General features: G+C 73.1%; 11 protein-coding genes. 9 read left to right on the forward strand and 2 right to left on the reverse strand.

Annotated elements, in window-relative coordinates; translation table 11 throughout:
• Positions 1 to 498: 498 nt before the first annotated feature.
• Genes ACIF8S_RS30860 through ACIF8S_RS30875 form a run of 4 tightly spaced genes read left to right on the forward strand, consistent with a single transcriptional unit; the run spans position 499 to position 4,408 of the window.
• The gene (locus tag ACIF8S_RS30860; protein WP_400003550.1) at positions 499 to 1,032 is read left to right on the forward strand and encodes a cysteine dioxygenase; all 534 of its coding nucleotides are present in this window, start codon (positions 499 to 501) and stop codon (positions 1,030 to 1,032) included.
• Between the two features lie 41 nt (positions 1,033 to 1,073).
• Positions 1,074 to 2,033: a 2-phospho-L-lactate transferase gene (gene cofD / locus ACIF8S_RS30865; RefSeq protein WP_400003552.1), complete on the forward strand. Its 960-nt coding sequence runs from the start codon at positions 1,074 to 1,076 to the stop codon at positions 2,031 to 2,033.
• Positions 2,030 to 3,346 carry a coenzyme F420-0:L-glutamate ligase gene (locus tag ACIF8S_RS30870; RefSeq protein ID WP_400003553.1) on the forward strand — a complete coding sequence of 439 codons (1,317 nt, stop codon included), beginning with the start codon at positions 2,030 to 2,032 and terminating at the stop codon, positions 3,344 to 3,346. The genes cofD and ACIF8S_RS30870 overlap by 4 nt, the downstream gene beginning before the upstream one ends.
• 60 nt (positions 3,347 to 3,406) lie before the next feature.
• Positions 3,407 to 4,408 carry a DNA-3-methyladenine glycosylase family protein gene (locus ACIF8S_RS30875; protein WP_400003555.1) on the forward strand — a complete coding sequence of 334 codons (1,002 nt, stop codon included), beginning with the start codon at positions 3,407 to 3,409 and terminating at the stop codon, positions 4,406 to 4,408.
• Positions 4,409 to 4,921: 513 nt separating this feature from the next.
• Here the strand turns inward: ACIF8S_RS30875 and ACIF8S_RS30880 are convergent.
• Positions 4,922 to 6,004 carry a sugar phosphate nucleotidyltransferase gene (locus ACIF8S_RS30880; protein WP_400003557.1) on the reverse strand — a complete coding sequence of 361 codons (1,083 nt, stop codon included), beginning with the start codon at positions 6,002 to 6,004 and terminating at the stop codon, positions 4,922 to 4,924.
• 97 nt (positions 6,005 to 6,101) lie between these two features.
• Positions 6,102 to 7,628 carry a peptidoglycan recognition protein gene (locus ACIF8S_RS30885; RefSeq protein WP_400003559.1) on the reverse strand — a complete coding sequence of 509 codons (1,527 nt, stop codon included), beginning with the start codon at positions 7,626 to 7,628 and terminating at the stop codon, positions 6,102 to 6,104.
• A 140-nt stretch (positions 7,629 to 7,768) separates the two neighbouring features.
• Between ACIF8S_RS30885 and ACIF8S_RS30890 the strand changes: the two genes are divergently transcribed.
• The 5 genes from ACIF8S_RS30890 to ACIF8S_RS30910 all read left to right on the forward strand — a co-directional run bounded on the left by ACIF8S_RS30890 (position 7,769) and on the right by ACIF8S_RS30910 (position 15,461).
• Positions 7,769 to 8,530, forward strand: coding sequence for a TIGR03089 family protein (locus tag ACIF8S_RS30890; protein WP_400003560.1), 762 nt, complete (start codon positions 7,769 to 7,771; stop codon positions 8,528 to 8,530).
• 231 nt (positions 8,531 to 8,761) lie between these two features.
• Positions 8,762 to 9,982, forward strand: a complete 1,221-nt coding sequence (locus ACIF8S_RS30895) for an LCP family protein (RefSeq protein ID WP_400003562.1) — start codon at positions 8,762 to 8,764, stop codon at positions 9,980 to 9,982.
• A gap of 242 nt (positions 9,983 to 10,224) precedes the next feature.
• A complete protein-coding gene (locus ACIF8S_RS30900; RefSeq protein ID WP_400003564.1) occupies positions 10,225 to 11,991 on the forward strand; it encodes an LCP family protein in 1,767 nt (588 codons plus the stop codon).
• A gap of 77 nt (positions 11,992 to 12,068) precedes the next feature.
• Complete coding sequence (locus ACIF8S_RS30905) at positions 12,069 to 13,727, forward strand: LCP family protein (RefSeq protein WP_400003565.1); 1,659 nt, start codon at positions 12,069 to 12,071, stop codon at positions 13,725 to 13,727.
• Positions 13,728 to 13,886: 159 nt separating this feature from the next.
• Positions 13,887 to 15,461 (forward strand): LCP family protein, encoded by a 1,575-nt coding sequence (locus ACIF8S_RS30910; protein ID WP_400003567.1) that lies wholly within the window; start codon positions 13,887 to 13,889, stop codon positions 15,459 to 15,461.
• Positions 15,462 to 15,466: the final 5 nt, after the last annotated feature.

Genomic DNA, 15,466 nt, shown 5'->3' on the forward strand with positions numbered 1-15,466 from the left:
TACGCAGAGCCTCATAGGGGAGGACGCCCTGGAGATCGATCTCGTTCCGACACCCGCGTCGAAGCGAACCGGATCACAGTCGGATCACGGGATCGCAACGGCGCACAGGGTGCCCGGCCGTGCGCACCTTGTGTCCCGGCAAGCGACTGAGCAAACCTTTCGCCTCTCAGATGCACCGGATGAGGTGAACCCGATCCCACATACCGGGCGTCGAGTTGACAGGGGTGGAGTGAACGGCTGTCCTTGGGGGCATGCTCGCGAATTCGGCACTCACCACGACCCGCTCCGCCGGGTCCCTCGGTGCTGCCCGTGCTCGCTGCAGCTGTCGCTGTACCGGCTGTTGAGCCCACCGCTCCCGCCCCGCCGCATCGCCACGACGCGGCCGCTGTCTCCACCCGCTCCCACCGGGGCACCCCTGCCGCCGCCCGCGATCCGGGCCCGACGCGGCGTGACACCCCCACCGCCCCTCCTTATCTGCGTCGAGGACCCCCGTATCCCATGAACAGCGACAGCGACCTCCAGATCGCCGGTGACATCCTCGAAGTCCCGCACCTGCTCCAGCCGCCGCGTGAACACCCCTCCACCGTCGCCGAGTTCGCCGGACTGGCCCGCGCCGTCGCCGCCGACCGCGCCCAGTGGGAGCACCTCGTGCGGTACGACGCCACCACCCGCTGGTACCACCGGCTGCGCACCGGCCCCGGCTACGAGGTGTGGCTGCTGTCCTGGGTCCCCGGCCAGGGCAGCGGTCCGCACGACCACGGTCACTCCTCCGGCGTGTTCACCGTCCTGGACGGCACCCTGACCGAGCACACCGACCGCGGCACGCGCGTGCTGACCGCCGGGACCCTCCAGGTGTGCGCCCCGGGCTACGCCCACGACGTCGTCAACGACGCCCTCGAACCCGCGGTCAGCCTGCACATCTACTACCCGGGCCTGACCGAGATGCCGATGCACCCCGCCTCCCGGCTCCGTCCGGCCGCGGCCTCCCCCGCCGCCCCGCACTGCGAGGCACGCCGGGCGCCGGTCCGGTGACTGGCTGACGCGATGTCGTAGCGGCCTGCGAGGATGGCCCCATGCGCATTGTGGTTCTGGCAGGCGGCATCGGCGGTGCCCGTTTCCTGCGTGGTCTGAAGCGGGCCGTGCCGGACGCGGACATCACGGTCATCGGCAACACCGGGGACGACATCCACCTCTTCGGGCTGAAGGTCTGCCCGGACCTCGACACGGTGATGTACACGCTCGGCGGCGGTATCAACGAGGAGCAGGGCTGGGGGCGGAGCGAGGAGACCTTCCACCTCAAGGAGGAACTCGCGGCGTACGGCGTGGGCCCGGAGTGGTTCGGGCTGGGCGACCGCGACTTCGCCACGCACATCGTGCGCACACAGATGCTGGGCGCCGGCTTCCCGCTCAGCGCGGTGACCGAAGCGCTGTGCGACCGCTGGCAGCCCGGCGTGCGCCTCATCCCGATGACCGACGACCGCGTGGAGACGCACGTGGCGGTCGAGCTCGACGGCGAGCGCAAGGCGGTCCACTTCCAGGAGTACTGGGTGCGGCTGCCCGCCTCGGTGCCCGCGGAGGCGGTCGTGCCGGTCGGCGCGGAGCAGTCCAAGCCTGCCCCGGGCGTCCTGGAGGCGATCGCCGAGGCCGACGTCGTCCTCTTCCCGCCGTCCAATCCCGTGGTGTCGGTCGGCACCATCCTCGCCGTGCCCGGCATCCGCGAGGCCATCGCCGACGCGGGCGTGCCGGTGATCGGCCTGTCGCCGATCGTCGGAGACGCGCCCGTGCGCGGCATGGCCGACAAGGTGCTCGCCGCCGTCGGCGTGGAGTCCACGGCCGCGGCCGTCGCCGAGCACTACGGCTCCGGGCTGCTGGACGGCTGGCTGGTCGACACCGTCGACACGGCCTGGGTGGACCGGGTCGAGGCGGCGGGCATCCGCTGCCGGGCCGTACCGCTGATGATGACCGACGTGGACGCCGCCGCCGGGATGGCCCGGGAGGCGCTGGCCCTGGCCGAGGAGGTCCGGACGGCATGAGCGAGGCGAATCCGGCCACCGGCGGCTACCGGGTCTGGGCGGTGCCCGGCCTGCCCGAGGTACGGCCCGGCGACGACCTGGCCAAGCTGATCGCGGCCTCCGCACCCGACCTGGCCGACGGCGACGTCGTACTGGTCACCTCGAAGATCGTCTCCAAGGCCGAGGGCCGGGTCGTCGAGGCCACCGACCGGGAGGCCGCGATCGACGCGGAGACGGTGCGCGTGGTGGCCCGCCGCGGCCCGCTGCGCATCGTGGAGAACCGGCAGGGCCTGGTCATGGCCGCGGCCGGGGTCGACGCCTCCAACACACCCCCGGGCACGGTCCTGCTGCTGCCCGAGGATCCGGACGCTTCCGCGCGCACGATCCGCGAGGGCCTGCGCGACGCGCTCGGCGTCGAGGTCGGCGTGCTGGTCACCGACACCTCCGGCCGCCCCTGGCGCGCCGGACTGACCGACGTGGCGATCGGCGCGGCGGGCGTCCGCGTCCTGGACGACCTGCGCGGCGGCACCGACGCGCACGGCAACCCGCTCGCCGCCACGGTCGTCGCCACCGCCGACGAGCTCGCCGCGGCGGGCGACCTGGTCAAGGGCAAGACGGCCGGCCTGCCGGTGGCCGTGGTCCGCGGCCTGCCGCACACGGTGGCTCCCGACGACAGCGAGGGCGCCCGGACGCTGGTCCGCGGCGCGCGCGACGACATGTTCCGCCTCGGCACGTCCGAGGCGGTCCGTCAGGCGGTCACCCAGCGCCGTACGGTGCGGGCCTTCACGGACGAACCGGTCGACCCCGGCGCGGTGCGCCGCGCGGTGGCCGCTGCCGTCACGGCCCCGGCACCCCACCACACGACCCCCTGGCGCTTCGTCCTCCTCGAGTCCCCCGAGTCCCGCACCCGGCTCCTCGACGCCATGCGTGACGCGTGGATCGCCGACCTGCGCCGCGACGGCAGGACGGAGGAGTCCGTCGCCAAGCGGATCCGCCGCGGTGACGTCCTGCGCAACGCGCCGTACCTGGTCGTGCCCTGCCTGGTCATGGACGGCTCGCACCACTACGGCGACGCCCGCCGGGACGGCGCGGAGCGTGAGATGTTCGTCGTCGCCACGGGCGCGGGCGTGCAGAACTTCCTGGTGGCCCTCGCGGGCGAGCGGCTGGGGTCGGCCTGGGTGTCGTCGACGATGTTCTGCCGTGACGTGGTCCGGGAGGTCCTGGACCTGCCCGCCGACTGGGACCCGATGGGCGCGGTGGCGGTGGGCCACCCTGCCGAGGATCCCCGCCCGCGGCCCGAGCGTGACGCGGGTCGCTTCGTCGAAGTGCGGTGAGCCCGGCGCGCGGGCGCCTACCCTCGTAGGTGCCCTTCGCTCTCACCCCAGGGATGACTCGTGGCCGGACGCTTCGCTCCCCGCCCGACGCGGACCACCGTGCGCGGCGGTCATGTCGTCGTCTCCGCGCGGGTCCCGCGCCAGGCACCGGCCGCCGCGCGGGTGCGGACCTGGGTGCCGGACGGCCCCCTCGACCTGGGCCTGGTGCTCGGGCCGCTGCGGCGCGGCACCGGCGATCCGACGTTCCGGACGACCCCGGACGGAGCGGCGTGGCGGACCAGCCTGACGCCCGCCGGCCCGGGAACGCTCCGGATCACGCAGCGGAGTGACGGGATCCGGGGCGAGGCGTGGGGGCCCGGTGCCGACTGGCTCCTGGAGCAGCTGCCGGAGCTGCTCGGGGCCGCCGACGACCCGTCCGCCTTCGTCCCCCGGCACAAACTCCTGGCGCACACCCGTCACCGGCGTCCGGGACTGCGGCTGCTGCGCACCGGCCTGGTGCTGGAGTCACTGATCCCGTCGATCCTGGAGCAGAAGGTCACGACCGGGGACGCGTACCGGGCGTGGCGGCTGCTGGTCCGCAAATTCGGCGTGCCGGCGCCGGGGCCCGCCCCTGAGCGGATGGCGGTGATGCCGGCGCCGCGCACCTGGGCGCTGATCCCCTCCTGGGAGTGGCACCGCGCCGGGGTCGACGACAAGCGGGCGTCCACGGTGCTGCGCGCGGTGCGGGTCGCCGCGCGGCTGGAGGAGGCGGTGCGGATGCCTCCGGAGGAGGCGCGGGCGCGGCTGGAGCTGGTGTCGGGGATCGGGCCGTGGACGTCGGCGGAGACGGTGCAGCGCAGTCATGGGGCGGCGGACTCGGTGACGACGGGGGATCTGCATCTGCCGGGGATCGTGGGGTGGGCCCTGGCGGGGAACCGGGATGCGGACGACTCCGTGATGTTGTCGTTGCTGGAGCCTTATGCGGGGCAGCGGCATCGGGCCGCGCGGTTGGTTCTGCTGAGCGGGAGGACGCCTCCGCGGCGGGCGCCCCGTATGGCGCACGGCGACATCGCCCGCTTCTGAGCGGGTCCCGTACGGGAGCGGGCGTACGTCCGCCGTACACGCACCGTGGGCTGCGGCACCCGATGTGTGCTGTGCACCCGTTCCCTCCCCCCGTCACCCGGCGTGGGTGCGGACCGGGGGGAGTTCGCGCGGCCCGGCGCTCCGGGGCGCCGCCGCGCCCACCCTCCCCCACTCTCGGCTTCGCTCGAGCGGGGGACCCCCATCGCCCCAGCGGCACGACTGCCCGCGGTTGGCGGCAGCTTGCGGCCGCCGTCCGGCCGCGCGCCCGCGGCGGCGGAGGGCGATGGACCGCCACGGCGTTGATGTGGCCGCGTACGGCGGGGAGGGGGCGGGGTGGGGGTGGGCGCCCGCAGCGGCCGGCGCGTCAGTGCCCCGCACCGTCAAGCGAGCCTCATCGCGCCGGACCGAGGACGACCACCCCCACCCCGTCCCCGCACCACCACCCCACCGCAGGCGCTGCACCGGCCCCCACCGGACAGAATCCTGCGCCGCAGGCACCGGGCCCCAACCCGCCTACTGGTCGGAGGAAAACCGGACCGCCCCCGCGGGGATCCGCGCGTCGCACCACACCCGCACACCCTCCCGCAGCTCGTTGCCCGCACCGATCACCGCGCCGTCACCTATCACCGCCCCGGTGAGCACCGACCGCTCCCCCACCCGCGCCCGCGTCCCGATCAGCGAGTCCGTCACGACCGCCCCCGGCTCGATCACCGCACCGGGCAGGATCGTGGAGCCGAACACCCGCGCACCCTCCGCGACGAACGCCCCCTCCCCCACCACGGTCCCGCCCGCCAGTCTCGCGTCCGGCGCCACCCGCGCCGTCGGCAGCACCAGCCGGTCCCCGCACCGCCCCGGCACCGCCGGCGACGGCGCCTTCCCCAGCACCAGGTCCGCCGACCCCCGCACGAACGCCGCCGGCGTCCCGAGGTCCAGCCAGTACGTGGAGTCGACCATCCCCTGAAGATGCGCCCCCGCCGCCAGCAGCCCCGGGAACGTCTCCCGCTCCACCGACACCACCCGTCCCGCCGGGATCGTGTCGATGACCGACCGCCGGAACACGTACGCCCCCGCGTTGATCTGGTCGGTGACGATCTCCTCCGGCGTCTGCGGCTTCTCCAGGAAGGCCAGCACCCGCCCGGTCCCGTCCGTCGGCACCAGCCCGTACGCGCGCGGGTCGGTCACCTGCGTCAGGTGCAGCGAGACGTCGGCCCCCGACGTCTCGTGCGTCCGCACCAGCGCCCGGATGTCCAGCCCCGTGAGGATGTCCCCGTTGAACACCAGCACCGGCTCGTCCGGCCCCGAGTGCAGCCGCGAGGCGACGTTGCGGATGGCGCCGCCCGTCCCGAGCGGCTCCTCCTCCGTGACGTACTCGATGTGCAATCCCAGCGCCGACCCGTCGCCGAAGTGCGGCTCGAAGACCTCGGCCAGGTAGGACGTGGCGAGCACGATGTGCTCCACGCCCGCCGCGCGCGCCCGCGCGAGCTGGTGCGTGAGGAACGGCACCCCGGCCGCCGGGACCATGGGCTTGGGCGTGTGCACCGTGAGCGGACGCAGCCGCGTGCCCTTGCCGCCGACCAGGAGGATCGCTTCTGTCACCTGTCGTCTCTGCTTCCTGCCGGGACCGGCCGAACTGTCTTTCGGCCGGCCAGTGTATGCAGACCGTCCCCGGCAGGAGAGGAGCGGCCGGCCCGCCTCAGCGGCCCTGGTACCCGGCCGCCTTGGAGCGCACGCTGCTCAGCTTCTTGTACAGCTTCCCCCCGGGGCAGGAGGTGTTGAACCCGTCCCGGTGACCGGAGACCACCTTCATCTTCACCTTCTTGCCCTTCGCGTACAGGTTTCCACCGCCGGACGTCAGCGTGGTCTTGGCCTTGGGGTTCATGCCGTACAGCCCCAGCTTCCAGGCGGCGAGCCGGGCGACGGCCTTCACCGCCTTGGACGACGGCTTCTTGGAGCCGTAGGAGCCGATGACGGCGATGCCGGTGGTCTTGGAGTTGAAGCCGAGGGTGTGGGCGCCCTTGACGGCCTTGGCCACACCGCCGGCCCGGCCCTCGTAAATCCGGCCGCACTTGTCGACGAGGAAGTTGTAGCCGATGTCCCGCCAGCCCAGGCTCTTGGTGTGGTAGCGGTAGAAGCCGCGGATCAGGGACGGCGCCTGGGAGCAGGAGTAGCCGTTGCCGGACGCGGTGTGGTGCACGAAGGCCGCCTTGACCTTGCTCGTGTACGAGAAGTTCTTCTCGCGCAGGCTCTCGTCGGCTCCCCAGCCGCGCCGGGTGACGATGGACGGGCGGGGCCCGATGTGCGCGTCGGCCTGCTGCTGCTCGGTCAGTTCGGAGCCGCGCAGGGTGACGAGTTCCCGCCGGGTCTCCTCGGCGGTCAGCATCGGGATCTCGGTGGCGCCGAGCGGCGCGATGTCGGAGTTGGCGGCGGAGGCGGCCTTCGCCGCGGCGGTCATGACGCCGGTACGGGGGGCCTCCGCGCCGCTGCCGGGAGGAGCGGCCTCGGCCGGCTCCGCGTCGCCGGGGTCGACGAGGTCGAGCCGCATACCCGCGGGCAGCGCGGGGGGTGTGTCGCCACCGGTCCCGGCCTCGCCCGCGCCGACCACGCCTGAGTCCGTGTCACCTGAACCCACGTCGACCGGGTCCACGTCGCCCGCCTCCGCGTCCGGCTCAGGTGCCTCACCCCCGGGCTCACGGGTCTCCGTCTCACCCGTCTCCGTCTCACCGGCCTCGGGCCGCACCCGCACCTCGACGCCGTTCGACTCGCCCACCCACAGCGGTGCCGTGGCGCCCCGTACCCGTCCGGAGGCGGCCTCCGCGGAGTCCGGGTCCGCCCCGTGCTCGGTGTAGTGGGTCTCGACGTCCTGCCAGTCGGACCACTCCCCGGTGGAGGCCGCACGGGTGCGGACCTGCACCCGGCCGTGCAGGGCGGCGGAGGGGTCGTCCCAGACGACACCGAGGAGGGAGAAGTTCCGTACGGCTCGCGGCACCAGGCCGAGCACGGCGCCGGAGGCACGGTCGTGGGTGAGGGGCCCCAGGGGCAGCGACTGGGTGCTGCCGGGGACCTCGGGGACGTTGGAGGTACGGGAGTTCACCGCCGCCCGCGTGGCCGCGTCCGCTGTCGGCGCCGGTCTCTCGGCCGACGCGGTGGCGGGCGGGGCGAGCGGGAGGGCGAGGGCCGCGGCGCAGGTGACGCCGATTGAGGAAGCAAGGATTCCACGCATGCCCCTGAGCTTGGACATAGTCAGACAAATCTGTCCATCGCTCAGATGACGGTCCGTTGGCTGCCGTTCCCCCGAACCGGTGCCCCGCGCCTGGCCCGCGCGGAGGATGCGCGCGGCCGGGGCCGCGTACCCTTGCGCGGGTGAACGCCACCGACCGCACCCCTGCCGACCTGCTGAGTTCCGCGCTCGCCGCGGACCCGGGACGCCCCCTGGTGACCTTCTACGACGACGCCACGGGCGAGCGGGTCGAATTGTCCGTGGCCACCTTCGCCAATTGGGTGGCCAAGACCGCGAACCTCCTCCAGGACGAACTGTCCGTCGAACCCGGCGACCGGGTGACCCTCCTGCTGCCGGCGCACTGGCAGACCGCGGTGTGGCTGCTGGCGTGCGCGTCGGTGGGCGTGGTCGCGGACGTGGCCGGCGACCCGTCCGCCGCGGACGTGGTGGTGAGCGGCCCGGAGCCGGAGACGCTGGAGGCCGCCCGCGCCTGCTCCGGCCCCCGGATCGCGTTGGCGCTGCGGCCGCTCGGCGGGCGCTTCCCGCAGCCGCCGGAGGGCTTCGCCGACTACGCCGTGGAGGTGCCGGGCCAGGGCGACCGGTTCGTGCCGTACGCGCCCGTCGACCCGGAGGAGCCGGCGCTGATCGTGGCGGGCCGGGAGTTCACCGGGGCGGAGGTCGTGGAGCGGGCCCGGGCCGAGGCGCCGGAGCTCGGCCTGACCGGCCCCGCCTCGCGCATCCTCTCGGGGCTGCCCTACGACACGTGGGAGGGGCTCAGCGCGGGGCTGTACGCCCCGCTGGCGACCGGCGGCTCCGTCGTGCTGTGCCGGAACCTGGACCGGCTCGTCGCGGACGCCCTGGACAAGAGGGTGGAGAGCGAACGGGTCACCACCATCTCCCGCTGACCCACCCGCCACCGGACGGGGCCCACCCGACCCGGGCCCCGTCCACCCCCCGGCCCGCCCGCCGCCACGCCCGATCCGGCCGGTCCCGTCGTCGCCCCACCTCACCCGTTCGGCTCAGCATCACCCCCCGCCGCTCCCCCGTTCGCGTCATCGTCGTAGGGAGCGGCACGCAGCACGCAGCCGTGCGCCGTCCCGGCCCGTACGCCGTACGCAGGGAGGGGTGGACCCGGTATGAGCGACACCGCAGGCGCCTCCCCCGAGGGGCAGGGACCGCCGGGGCGCACCCCCGGCCAGAGCCCTCGCCCCGGCACCGGCTCCTCACCGAGCGGGCGCGGCCTGGCCCGCCGGCGCCGGCGGCGCTGGGTGTGGGGCACCGGCATCGCCGTCTCCCTCGCGCTGGTGGGCGGCGCGGCCGCCGGGTGGGCGGTGTACATGAAGCTGGAGGGGAACATCACCCCGGACGAGGCGGCGGCGGCCGAGCTCGCCCGGTACGAGAAGGACCGGCCCACGGCGCTGGTGAAGGACGCCCTGAACGTCCTGCTGATCGGCTCGGACTCGCGCGCGGGCGCGGAGAACGGCCGCTACGGGCACGACCCGGGGACCGAGCGTTCGGACACGGTGATCCTGCTGCACCTGTCGGCGGGCCGGCAGAGCGCCACCGCGGTGTCGATGCCCCGGGACCTGATGGTGGACGTGCCCGGCTGCCGCCGTCCCGACGGCTCGCGTTCGGCGCCGATGTTCGCGCAGTTCAACGCCGCCTTCGAGGTGGGCGGCTCGGCCTGCACCGTCCGCACCGTCGAGAAGCTCACCGACATCCGCGTGGACCACCACGTCGTCGTCGACTTCGAGGGCTTCAAGGACATGGTCGACGCGGTGGACGGCGTCGAGGTGTGCCTGAGCGAGCCCATAGACGACAAGGACGCCCACCTGCGCCTCCCGGCGGGGCGGGTGACCCTCGACGGGGAACAGGCGCTCGGTTACGTCCGCGCCCGCAAGACGCTCGGGGACGGCAGCGACACCGGCCGCATCGAGCGCCAGCAGCGGTTCCTCGGCGCGCTGGTGAACAAGGTCCGCAGCAACGGCGTCCTGCTGAATCCGGTGAAGCTGTATCCCCTGCTGGACGCGGCCACGTCGTCGCTGACCACGGACCCCGAGCTGGCCAGCTTGCGCGGCTTGTACGAACTCGTACGAGGACTGCGCGACATCCCCACGGAAGGGGTGCAATTCCTCACCGTGCCGCGGGAGTCGTATGCCGGGGACGTCAATCGGGACCAGCTCGCCCAGCCCGCCGCCGGGGAACTGTTCGAGCGTCTGCGCAAGGACGAACCCGTGAGCGTGAATACGCACGGTGAGCAAAAGGCCACGCAAAAGGAAACAAGGGCGCCGTCGCAGAGCAGTTCCCCGGCACCGACGTTCTCCGGGAACACGGCCGCCGAGGACAGCTGCGCGTAAAAGAAACCCAAAGGGAACTCACAGACTCCGAACTCCTGTCCACGGAAATGGGTGGAATGCCCCTTGTGAGGGCGTGCAATTCGTCACCGACGTCGCTCAGGGCCGATCGGGCCCGTTAGTGTGAGCCCTCCGGTGCGTCCGTTCCTTCAGGTCCGTCCTGAGATCCCGCACTGTGTGACCGAGACCCGAGCGCCTGGGAGGGGAAAGGCGCCGCGTGGCCCCGACGGAGGATTCGAGCGACCGTGGACGCGCAAGGCCGTGGGCGGGGAGAGAACATCGATCCCGCAGACCAGTGGGTACTCAATCCGAGCACCGGCGAATACGAACTGCGACTGAGCCCTTCCGCACAGTCGCCCATTCCCTCCCCGCGTGGGCCCCGGCCCTCCGGTGGGGGAAGTGCGCGGCCCCGTTCGGCGTCGCCCGAGCAGGCGCCCGAGCGCCCCGGCCGGCCCTCACCCGGGCGTGAGGCGCCCGGGCGGGACGTGCCGCCGCAGCGCCGGCGCCGGGGGGCGCCGGAGGAGCCGCCGCCCGGCCGCCGCGGGCGCCGGCCGGCGAAGAAGAACAAGAAGGCGAAGAAGGTCCTGCTGTGGGGCAGCGGCACCCTGGCCTTCCTGGTGCTCGGCACGGGCGTGGCCGGTTACCTGTACCTGGAGCACCTGAACGACAACATCACGTCCGTGTCCGACGACGGCGCGAGCACCGGTGGCTTCAAGAAGGACCAGGCCATCAACATCCTGCTGATCGGCACCGACAAGCGCACCGGCGCGGGCAACGAGGGCTACGGCGACAAGGGCAGCGAGGGACACGCGGACACGACGATCCTGCTGCACGTGTCCAAGGACCGCTCCAACGCGACCGCGCTGAGCATCCCGCGCGACCTGATAGTCGACGTCCCGGACTGCCCGACCGAGCAGGAGGACGGGAGCCAGAAGGTCATCCCCGGCTCCACCGGCGTCCGTTTCAACACCAGCCTCGGCCAGGGCGGCCGTACGCCCAGCTGCACCATGCGGACCGTCACCGAGCTGACCGGCATCAAGCCGGACAACTTCATGGTGGCGGACTTCAACGCGGTGAAGACGCTGACCTCGGCGGTCGGCGGCGTCGAGGTGTGTCTGGGCAAGGACATCGACGACCCCGACTCGCACCTGAAGCTGCCCAAGGGCACGCACCGGATCGAGGGCGAGCAGGCGCTGGCGTTCGTCCGTACCCGGCACTCGGTGGGTCTGGGCGGCGACCTGAGCCGGATCGGGCTGCAGCAGCAGTTCCTCAGCGCGCTGATGCGGGAGCTGAAGTCGAACGACACGCTCACCAGCCCGTCGAAGATGCTCAAGCTGGCCGAGGCGGGCACCGAGGCGCTCACCGTCGACTCCCAGCTGAACAGCATCAACAAGCTCAAGGACCTCGGCATGGAGCTGGGCAAGCTCAACGTCAAGAACCTGACGTTCGCCACGATCCCGGTGCTCGACAACCCGGCGGAGAAGGTCAAGGCGACCGTCGTCCTCAACGAGGCGGAGGCGCCGCAGGTCTTCGACATGATCCGCAACGACGTGTCGTTCACCGAGGTCAAGCAGCAGCAGAAGAAGGAGAAGGCCGCCGTCGCCGCCCGCCTGAAGGGCGAGAAGGCCCCGGCGTCCGAGGTGCGGGTGCGCATCCTCAACGGCGGCGCGCCGGGCGGAAGCGCCCAGTCGACCCTGAGCTGGCTCCAGGTCGAGCAGGGCGTCGGCAAGTCGGAGAACGCGGGCAACGCGCCCGCGCAACTGGCGAAGACCACCCTCGAGTACGCCCCCGACCAGGCGGACCAGGCGCGTCGGCTGGCCGACATCATGGGCCTGTCCGGATCAGCGATGAAGCCGGGCGAGAGCGTCACCAACGCCCAGGGGCTGCCCGCGATGACGCTGACCCTCGGCAAGGACTTCAAGGGCGCGGGCGTCAAGATCAGCGCGCCCACGGCGAAGGTGCCCGACAGCGCCAACAAGTCCACGGCCGACAAGGTCGTGTGCGCCGAGTAGGCACCTGACGGGCCCGTCTCGCGTCCTCCAGGGCGCGGACGGGCCCGTTCCATGTCCAGGGGTGGGGAGACCTCACGATGACGCGAAGCGATGTGCACGAGGAGGGGGCACGGCCGGACGGCGCCCCGCGCCGGTCCGGCCCGCCGGACGGGGGCCGTTCCGAGGGGCGGCGGCACGCCCCGGGGAACGGCGACGGCCCGGGAAGAGGCCACGGCAGGCCGCGCGGCGGACGGGGCCGGCGGGTCCTGCGCTGGTCGGCGACGACCCTGGCAGCGCTGATACTCGGCACGGCCGGCGCCGGTTACCTGTACTACGACCACCTCAACGACAACCTGGTCAAGGGCGAGCGCAGCAGCGGCGACTCCAAGGCCCGGCGGTCCGAGCCCAACGCGGCCGGGCAGACGCCCGTGAACATCCTGCTGATCGGCTCCGACAGCCGCGCCTCCGAGGCCAACGTCGAGCTCGGCGGCGGCCGGGACACCCGCGGCAACCCGCCGCTGGGCGACGTGCAGATGCTGATCCACCTCGCCGCCGACCGCAGGAGCGCGGCCGTGGTGAGCATCCCGCGCGACACCCGGGTCGACATCCCCAAGTGCACCGACCCGGACAGCGGGACGACGTACCCGGCGACCAACGACATCATCAACACCTCGCTCGCCCGCGGCGGTCCGGGCTGCACGCTGGCCACCTGGGAGAACCTCACCGGTGTCTACGTCGACCACTGGATGACCATCGACTTCGCGGGCGTGGTGCGGATGGCCGACGCCGTCGGCGGGGTCGACGTCTGCGTGAACCAGAACGTCTGGGACCGGCCGCTGCCCGGCGTGCCGGGCGGCTCCGGGCTGAAGCTGCGGGCCGGGACGACCAAGGTGGAGGGCGTCGAGGCGCTGCAGTGGCTGCGCACCCGGCACGCGTGGGGCAGCGACATCCTGCGCACCCGGGCGCAGCGCATGTACATGAACTCGATGATCCGCACGCTGCGCGGCCAGAACGTCTTCACCGACACCGGCCGGCTCACCGACCTCGCCGAGGCGGCCACCAAGTCGCTGCGGGTCTCCGAGGAGATCGGCTCGGTGAAGAAGCTGTACGACCTGGCGATGCAGCTCAGGACGGTGCCGCCGGACCGCATCACCATGACCACGCTGCCCACCGTCGCGGACCCGCAGAACGCCAACCACCTGCTCCCGGCCGGGGAGAGCGCCGAGCGGATGTGGGCCATGCTCCGCGACGACGTGTCCTTCGACAAGAAGGGCGGCGGGACCGCGAAGAACGACGGCGGGAAGACGTCCCGCCAGGTGCGGACCGCGGACCCCTCCGCCCCGGACGACCGGATCGAGGTTCTGGTGCGCAACGCCACCCGCTCCGTGACCGAGGGCCCGGTCACCGGCCGGGCGGGCGCGATCGCGCAGGAGCTGGCCGCGAAGGGCTTCACCCGGGCCGTGCGGGACACCTCGCCGGCGCTCGCCGAGGAGCGGACCGTCGTGCGCTACCCGACCGCCGGTCTTCAGGGGGACGCCCAGCGGGTCGCCAAGTCCCTGGGCATCCCGTTGACGTCGGTGCGCCGGTCCGCCGACGTCGCGGGCGTCACCGTGGTGGTCGGCGCGGACTGGCGCGAGGGCGACACGTATCCGCGGCAGGAACCGCCGAAGGCGGGGGACCTGCCGGCCGACGTCGACTCCCTCAACGCGGCCGAGAAGGGCGCCTGCATGAACGTCTACGCGCCCTACCGCTGGTAACGGTCACGGGGCCCGCGGGCACGCCTGACGCCGGCCGCGCCTTGGGGAAATCGAGGGGTTTCCCGGGGCAACTGACGGGCCCTTCGTGCGTCTAACAGGACGCAGGGCGGGCCTGCTTGTCGGAGCGAGGTGTTTCCAGGGGTGGGAAGGACGGGGGCAGTGACGCAGAACGCCACGCGGGAGACGGCCGGTGACGAGGGACAGGAACCGGCCACCGACGACGCGCCGCCCGCCGACGACGCGGGCCCCCGTCCGCGGCGCGGCCGCCGGATACTGAAGTGGTCGGCCGCGGTCCTCGCGCTGCTGATACTCGCGGCCGGCGGTGCGGGCTACCTGTACTACCGGCAGCTGAACGACAACATCAAGAAGGACCCGCTGAACCTCGGCGACGCCAAGGTCGCGGAGCCGACGCCCAACGCGGCCGGACAGACCCCGCTGAACATCCTGCTCATCGGCAGTGACGCGCGGGACTCCGAGGCCAACCAGAAACTCGGCGGCGCCCGCGAGACGTTCGGCTCCACGCCGCTCGCGGACGTGCAGATGCTGGTGCACCTGTCCGCCGACCGCAGCAACATGTCGGTGATCAGCATGCCGCGCGACACCCTGCTGCACATCCCCAAGTGCACGGATCCGGACGACGGGACGGTGTACCCGGCGAGCGAGGGCCGCCGGATGGCCAACGAGAGCCTCGGGCACGGCGGTCCCGGCTGCACCGTGGCCACCTGGCAGAAGCTCACCGGCATCCACATCGACCACTTCGTCATGGTGGACTTCGCCGGCGTGGTGGCCATGGCCGACGCGGTCGGCGGCGTCCCGGTCTGCGTCGACGCCAACGTCCACTCGCGCGACAGCCAGGGGCACGGCTCCGGGCTGAAGCTGGCGAAGGGCACCCACCCGGTCAAGGGCAAGCAGGCGCTGCAGTGGCTGCGCACCCGGTACGGCTTCGAGGACGGCAGCGACCTCGCCCGCGCCAAGGCCCAGCACATGTACATGAACTCGCTGGCCCGCCGGCTGCGGGAGAGCGCCACCCTCAGCAGCCCCAACAACCTGCGCCGGCTGGCCGAGGAGGCCACCCGGGCGCTCACCGTCGACCCCGGCCTGGACACGGTGAAGAAGCTCTACGACCTGAGTACCGAGCTGCGCAAGGTCGAGCCGGAGCGCATCACCATGACCACGATGCCCAACCGGTACGTGGGTGCCCGGGTGGAGCCCACCGAGGACGCCGAGAAGCTGTTCCGGCTGGTGCGCGAGGACATCGCCCTGGACGGCAGGGACGCCAAGCCGAAGCCGGCCGTGGAGAGGCCCCCCGCCGATCCGGCCGCCGCCGACGCCGCCATCGCCGTGCAGGTCCGCAACGGCACCCGCACCGACACCCTCGCGCCGGCCTCCGGACGGGCGAGCGCCGTCGCCGGGGTGCTGAAGGACAAGGGCTTCGTCCAGGCCACCGCCGACACCACCAGCGCCCTCAGCGAGGAGCGGACCGTGGTGCGCTACCCGAGCGCCGACCTGGAGGGCGACGCCCGCCGGGTCGCCGCGGTCCTCGGCATCCCCGCGGACGCGGTGGAGCGGTCCACCGACGTGTCCGGCGTGACGCTGCTGGTGGGCGCGGACTGGCGCGAGGGCGCGCGGTACGAGGCGACCGAGGAGGACGACACCACGCCCGAGTCGGCACAGGCGCTCAACGGGGCCGACGACGAGGCGTGCATGCACGTCGACCCGAACTTCAGCTGGTGACCACG

This window comes from Streptomyces sp. NPDC085937, assembly GCF_044540535.1.
In the GTDB taxonomy this organism is placed as follows: domain Bacteria; phylum Actinomycetota; class Actinomycetes; order Streptomycetales; family Streptomycetaceae; genus Streptomyces.

What these genes read in the sequence shown, in the direction of transcription:
- ACIF8S_RS30895 (WP_400003562.1), top strand. Translation starts at nt 8,762, where the DNA reads ATGAGCGACACCGCAGGCGCCTCCCCCGAGGGGCAGGGACCGCCGGGG.
- ACIF8S_RS30870 (WP_400003553.1), top strand. Translation starts at nt 2,030, where the DNA reads ATGAGCGAGGCGAATCCGGCCACCGGCGGCTACCGGGTCTGGGCGGTG.
- cofD (WP_400003552.1), top strand. Translation starts at nt 1,074, where the DNA reads ATGCGCATTGTGGTTCTGGCAGGCGGCATCGGCGGTGCCCGTTTCCTG.
- ACIF8S_RS30885 (WP_400003559.1), bottom strand. Translation starts at nt 7,628, where the DNA reads ATGCGTGGAATCCTTGCTTCCTCAATCGGCGTCACCTGCGCCGCGGCC.
- ACIF8S_RS30905 (WP_400003565.1), top strand. Translation starts at nt 12,069, where the DNA reads ATGACGCGAAGCGATGTGCACGAGGAGGGGGCACGGCCGGACGGCGCC.
- ACIF8S_RS30860 (WP_400003550.1), top strand. Translation starts at nt 499, where the DNA reads ATGAACAGCGACAGCGACCTCCAGATCGCCGGTGACATCCTCGAAGTC.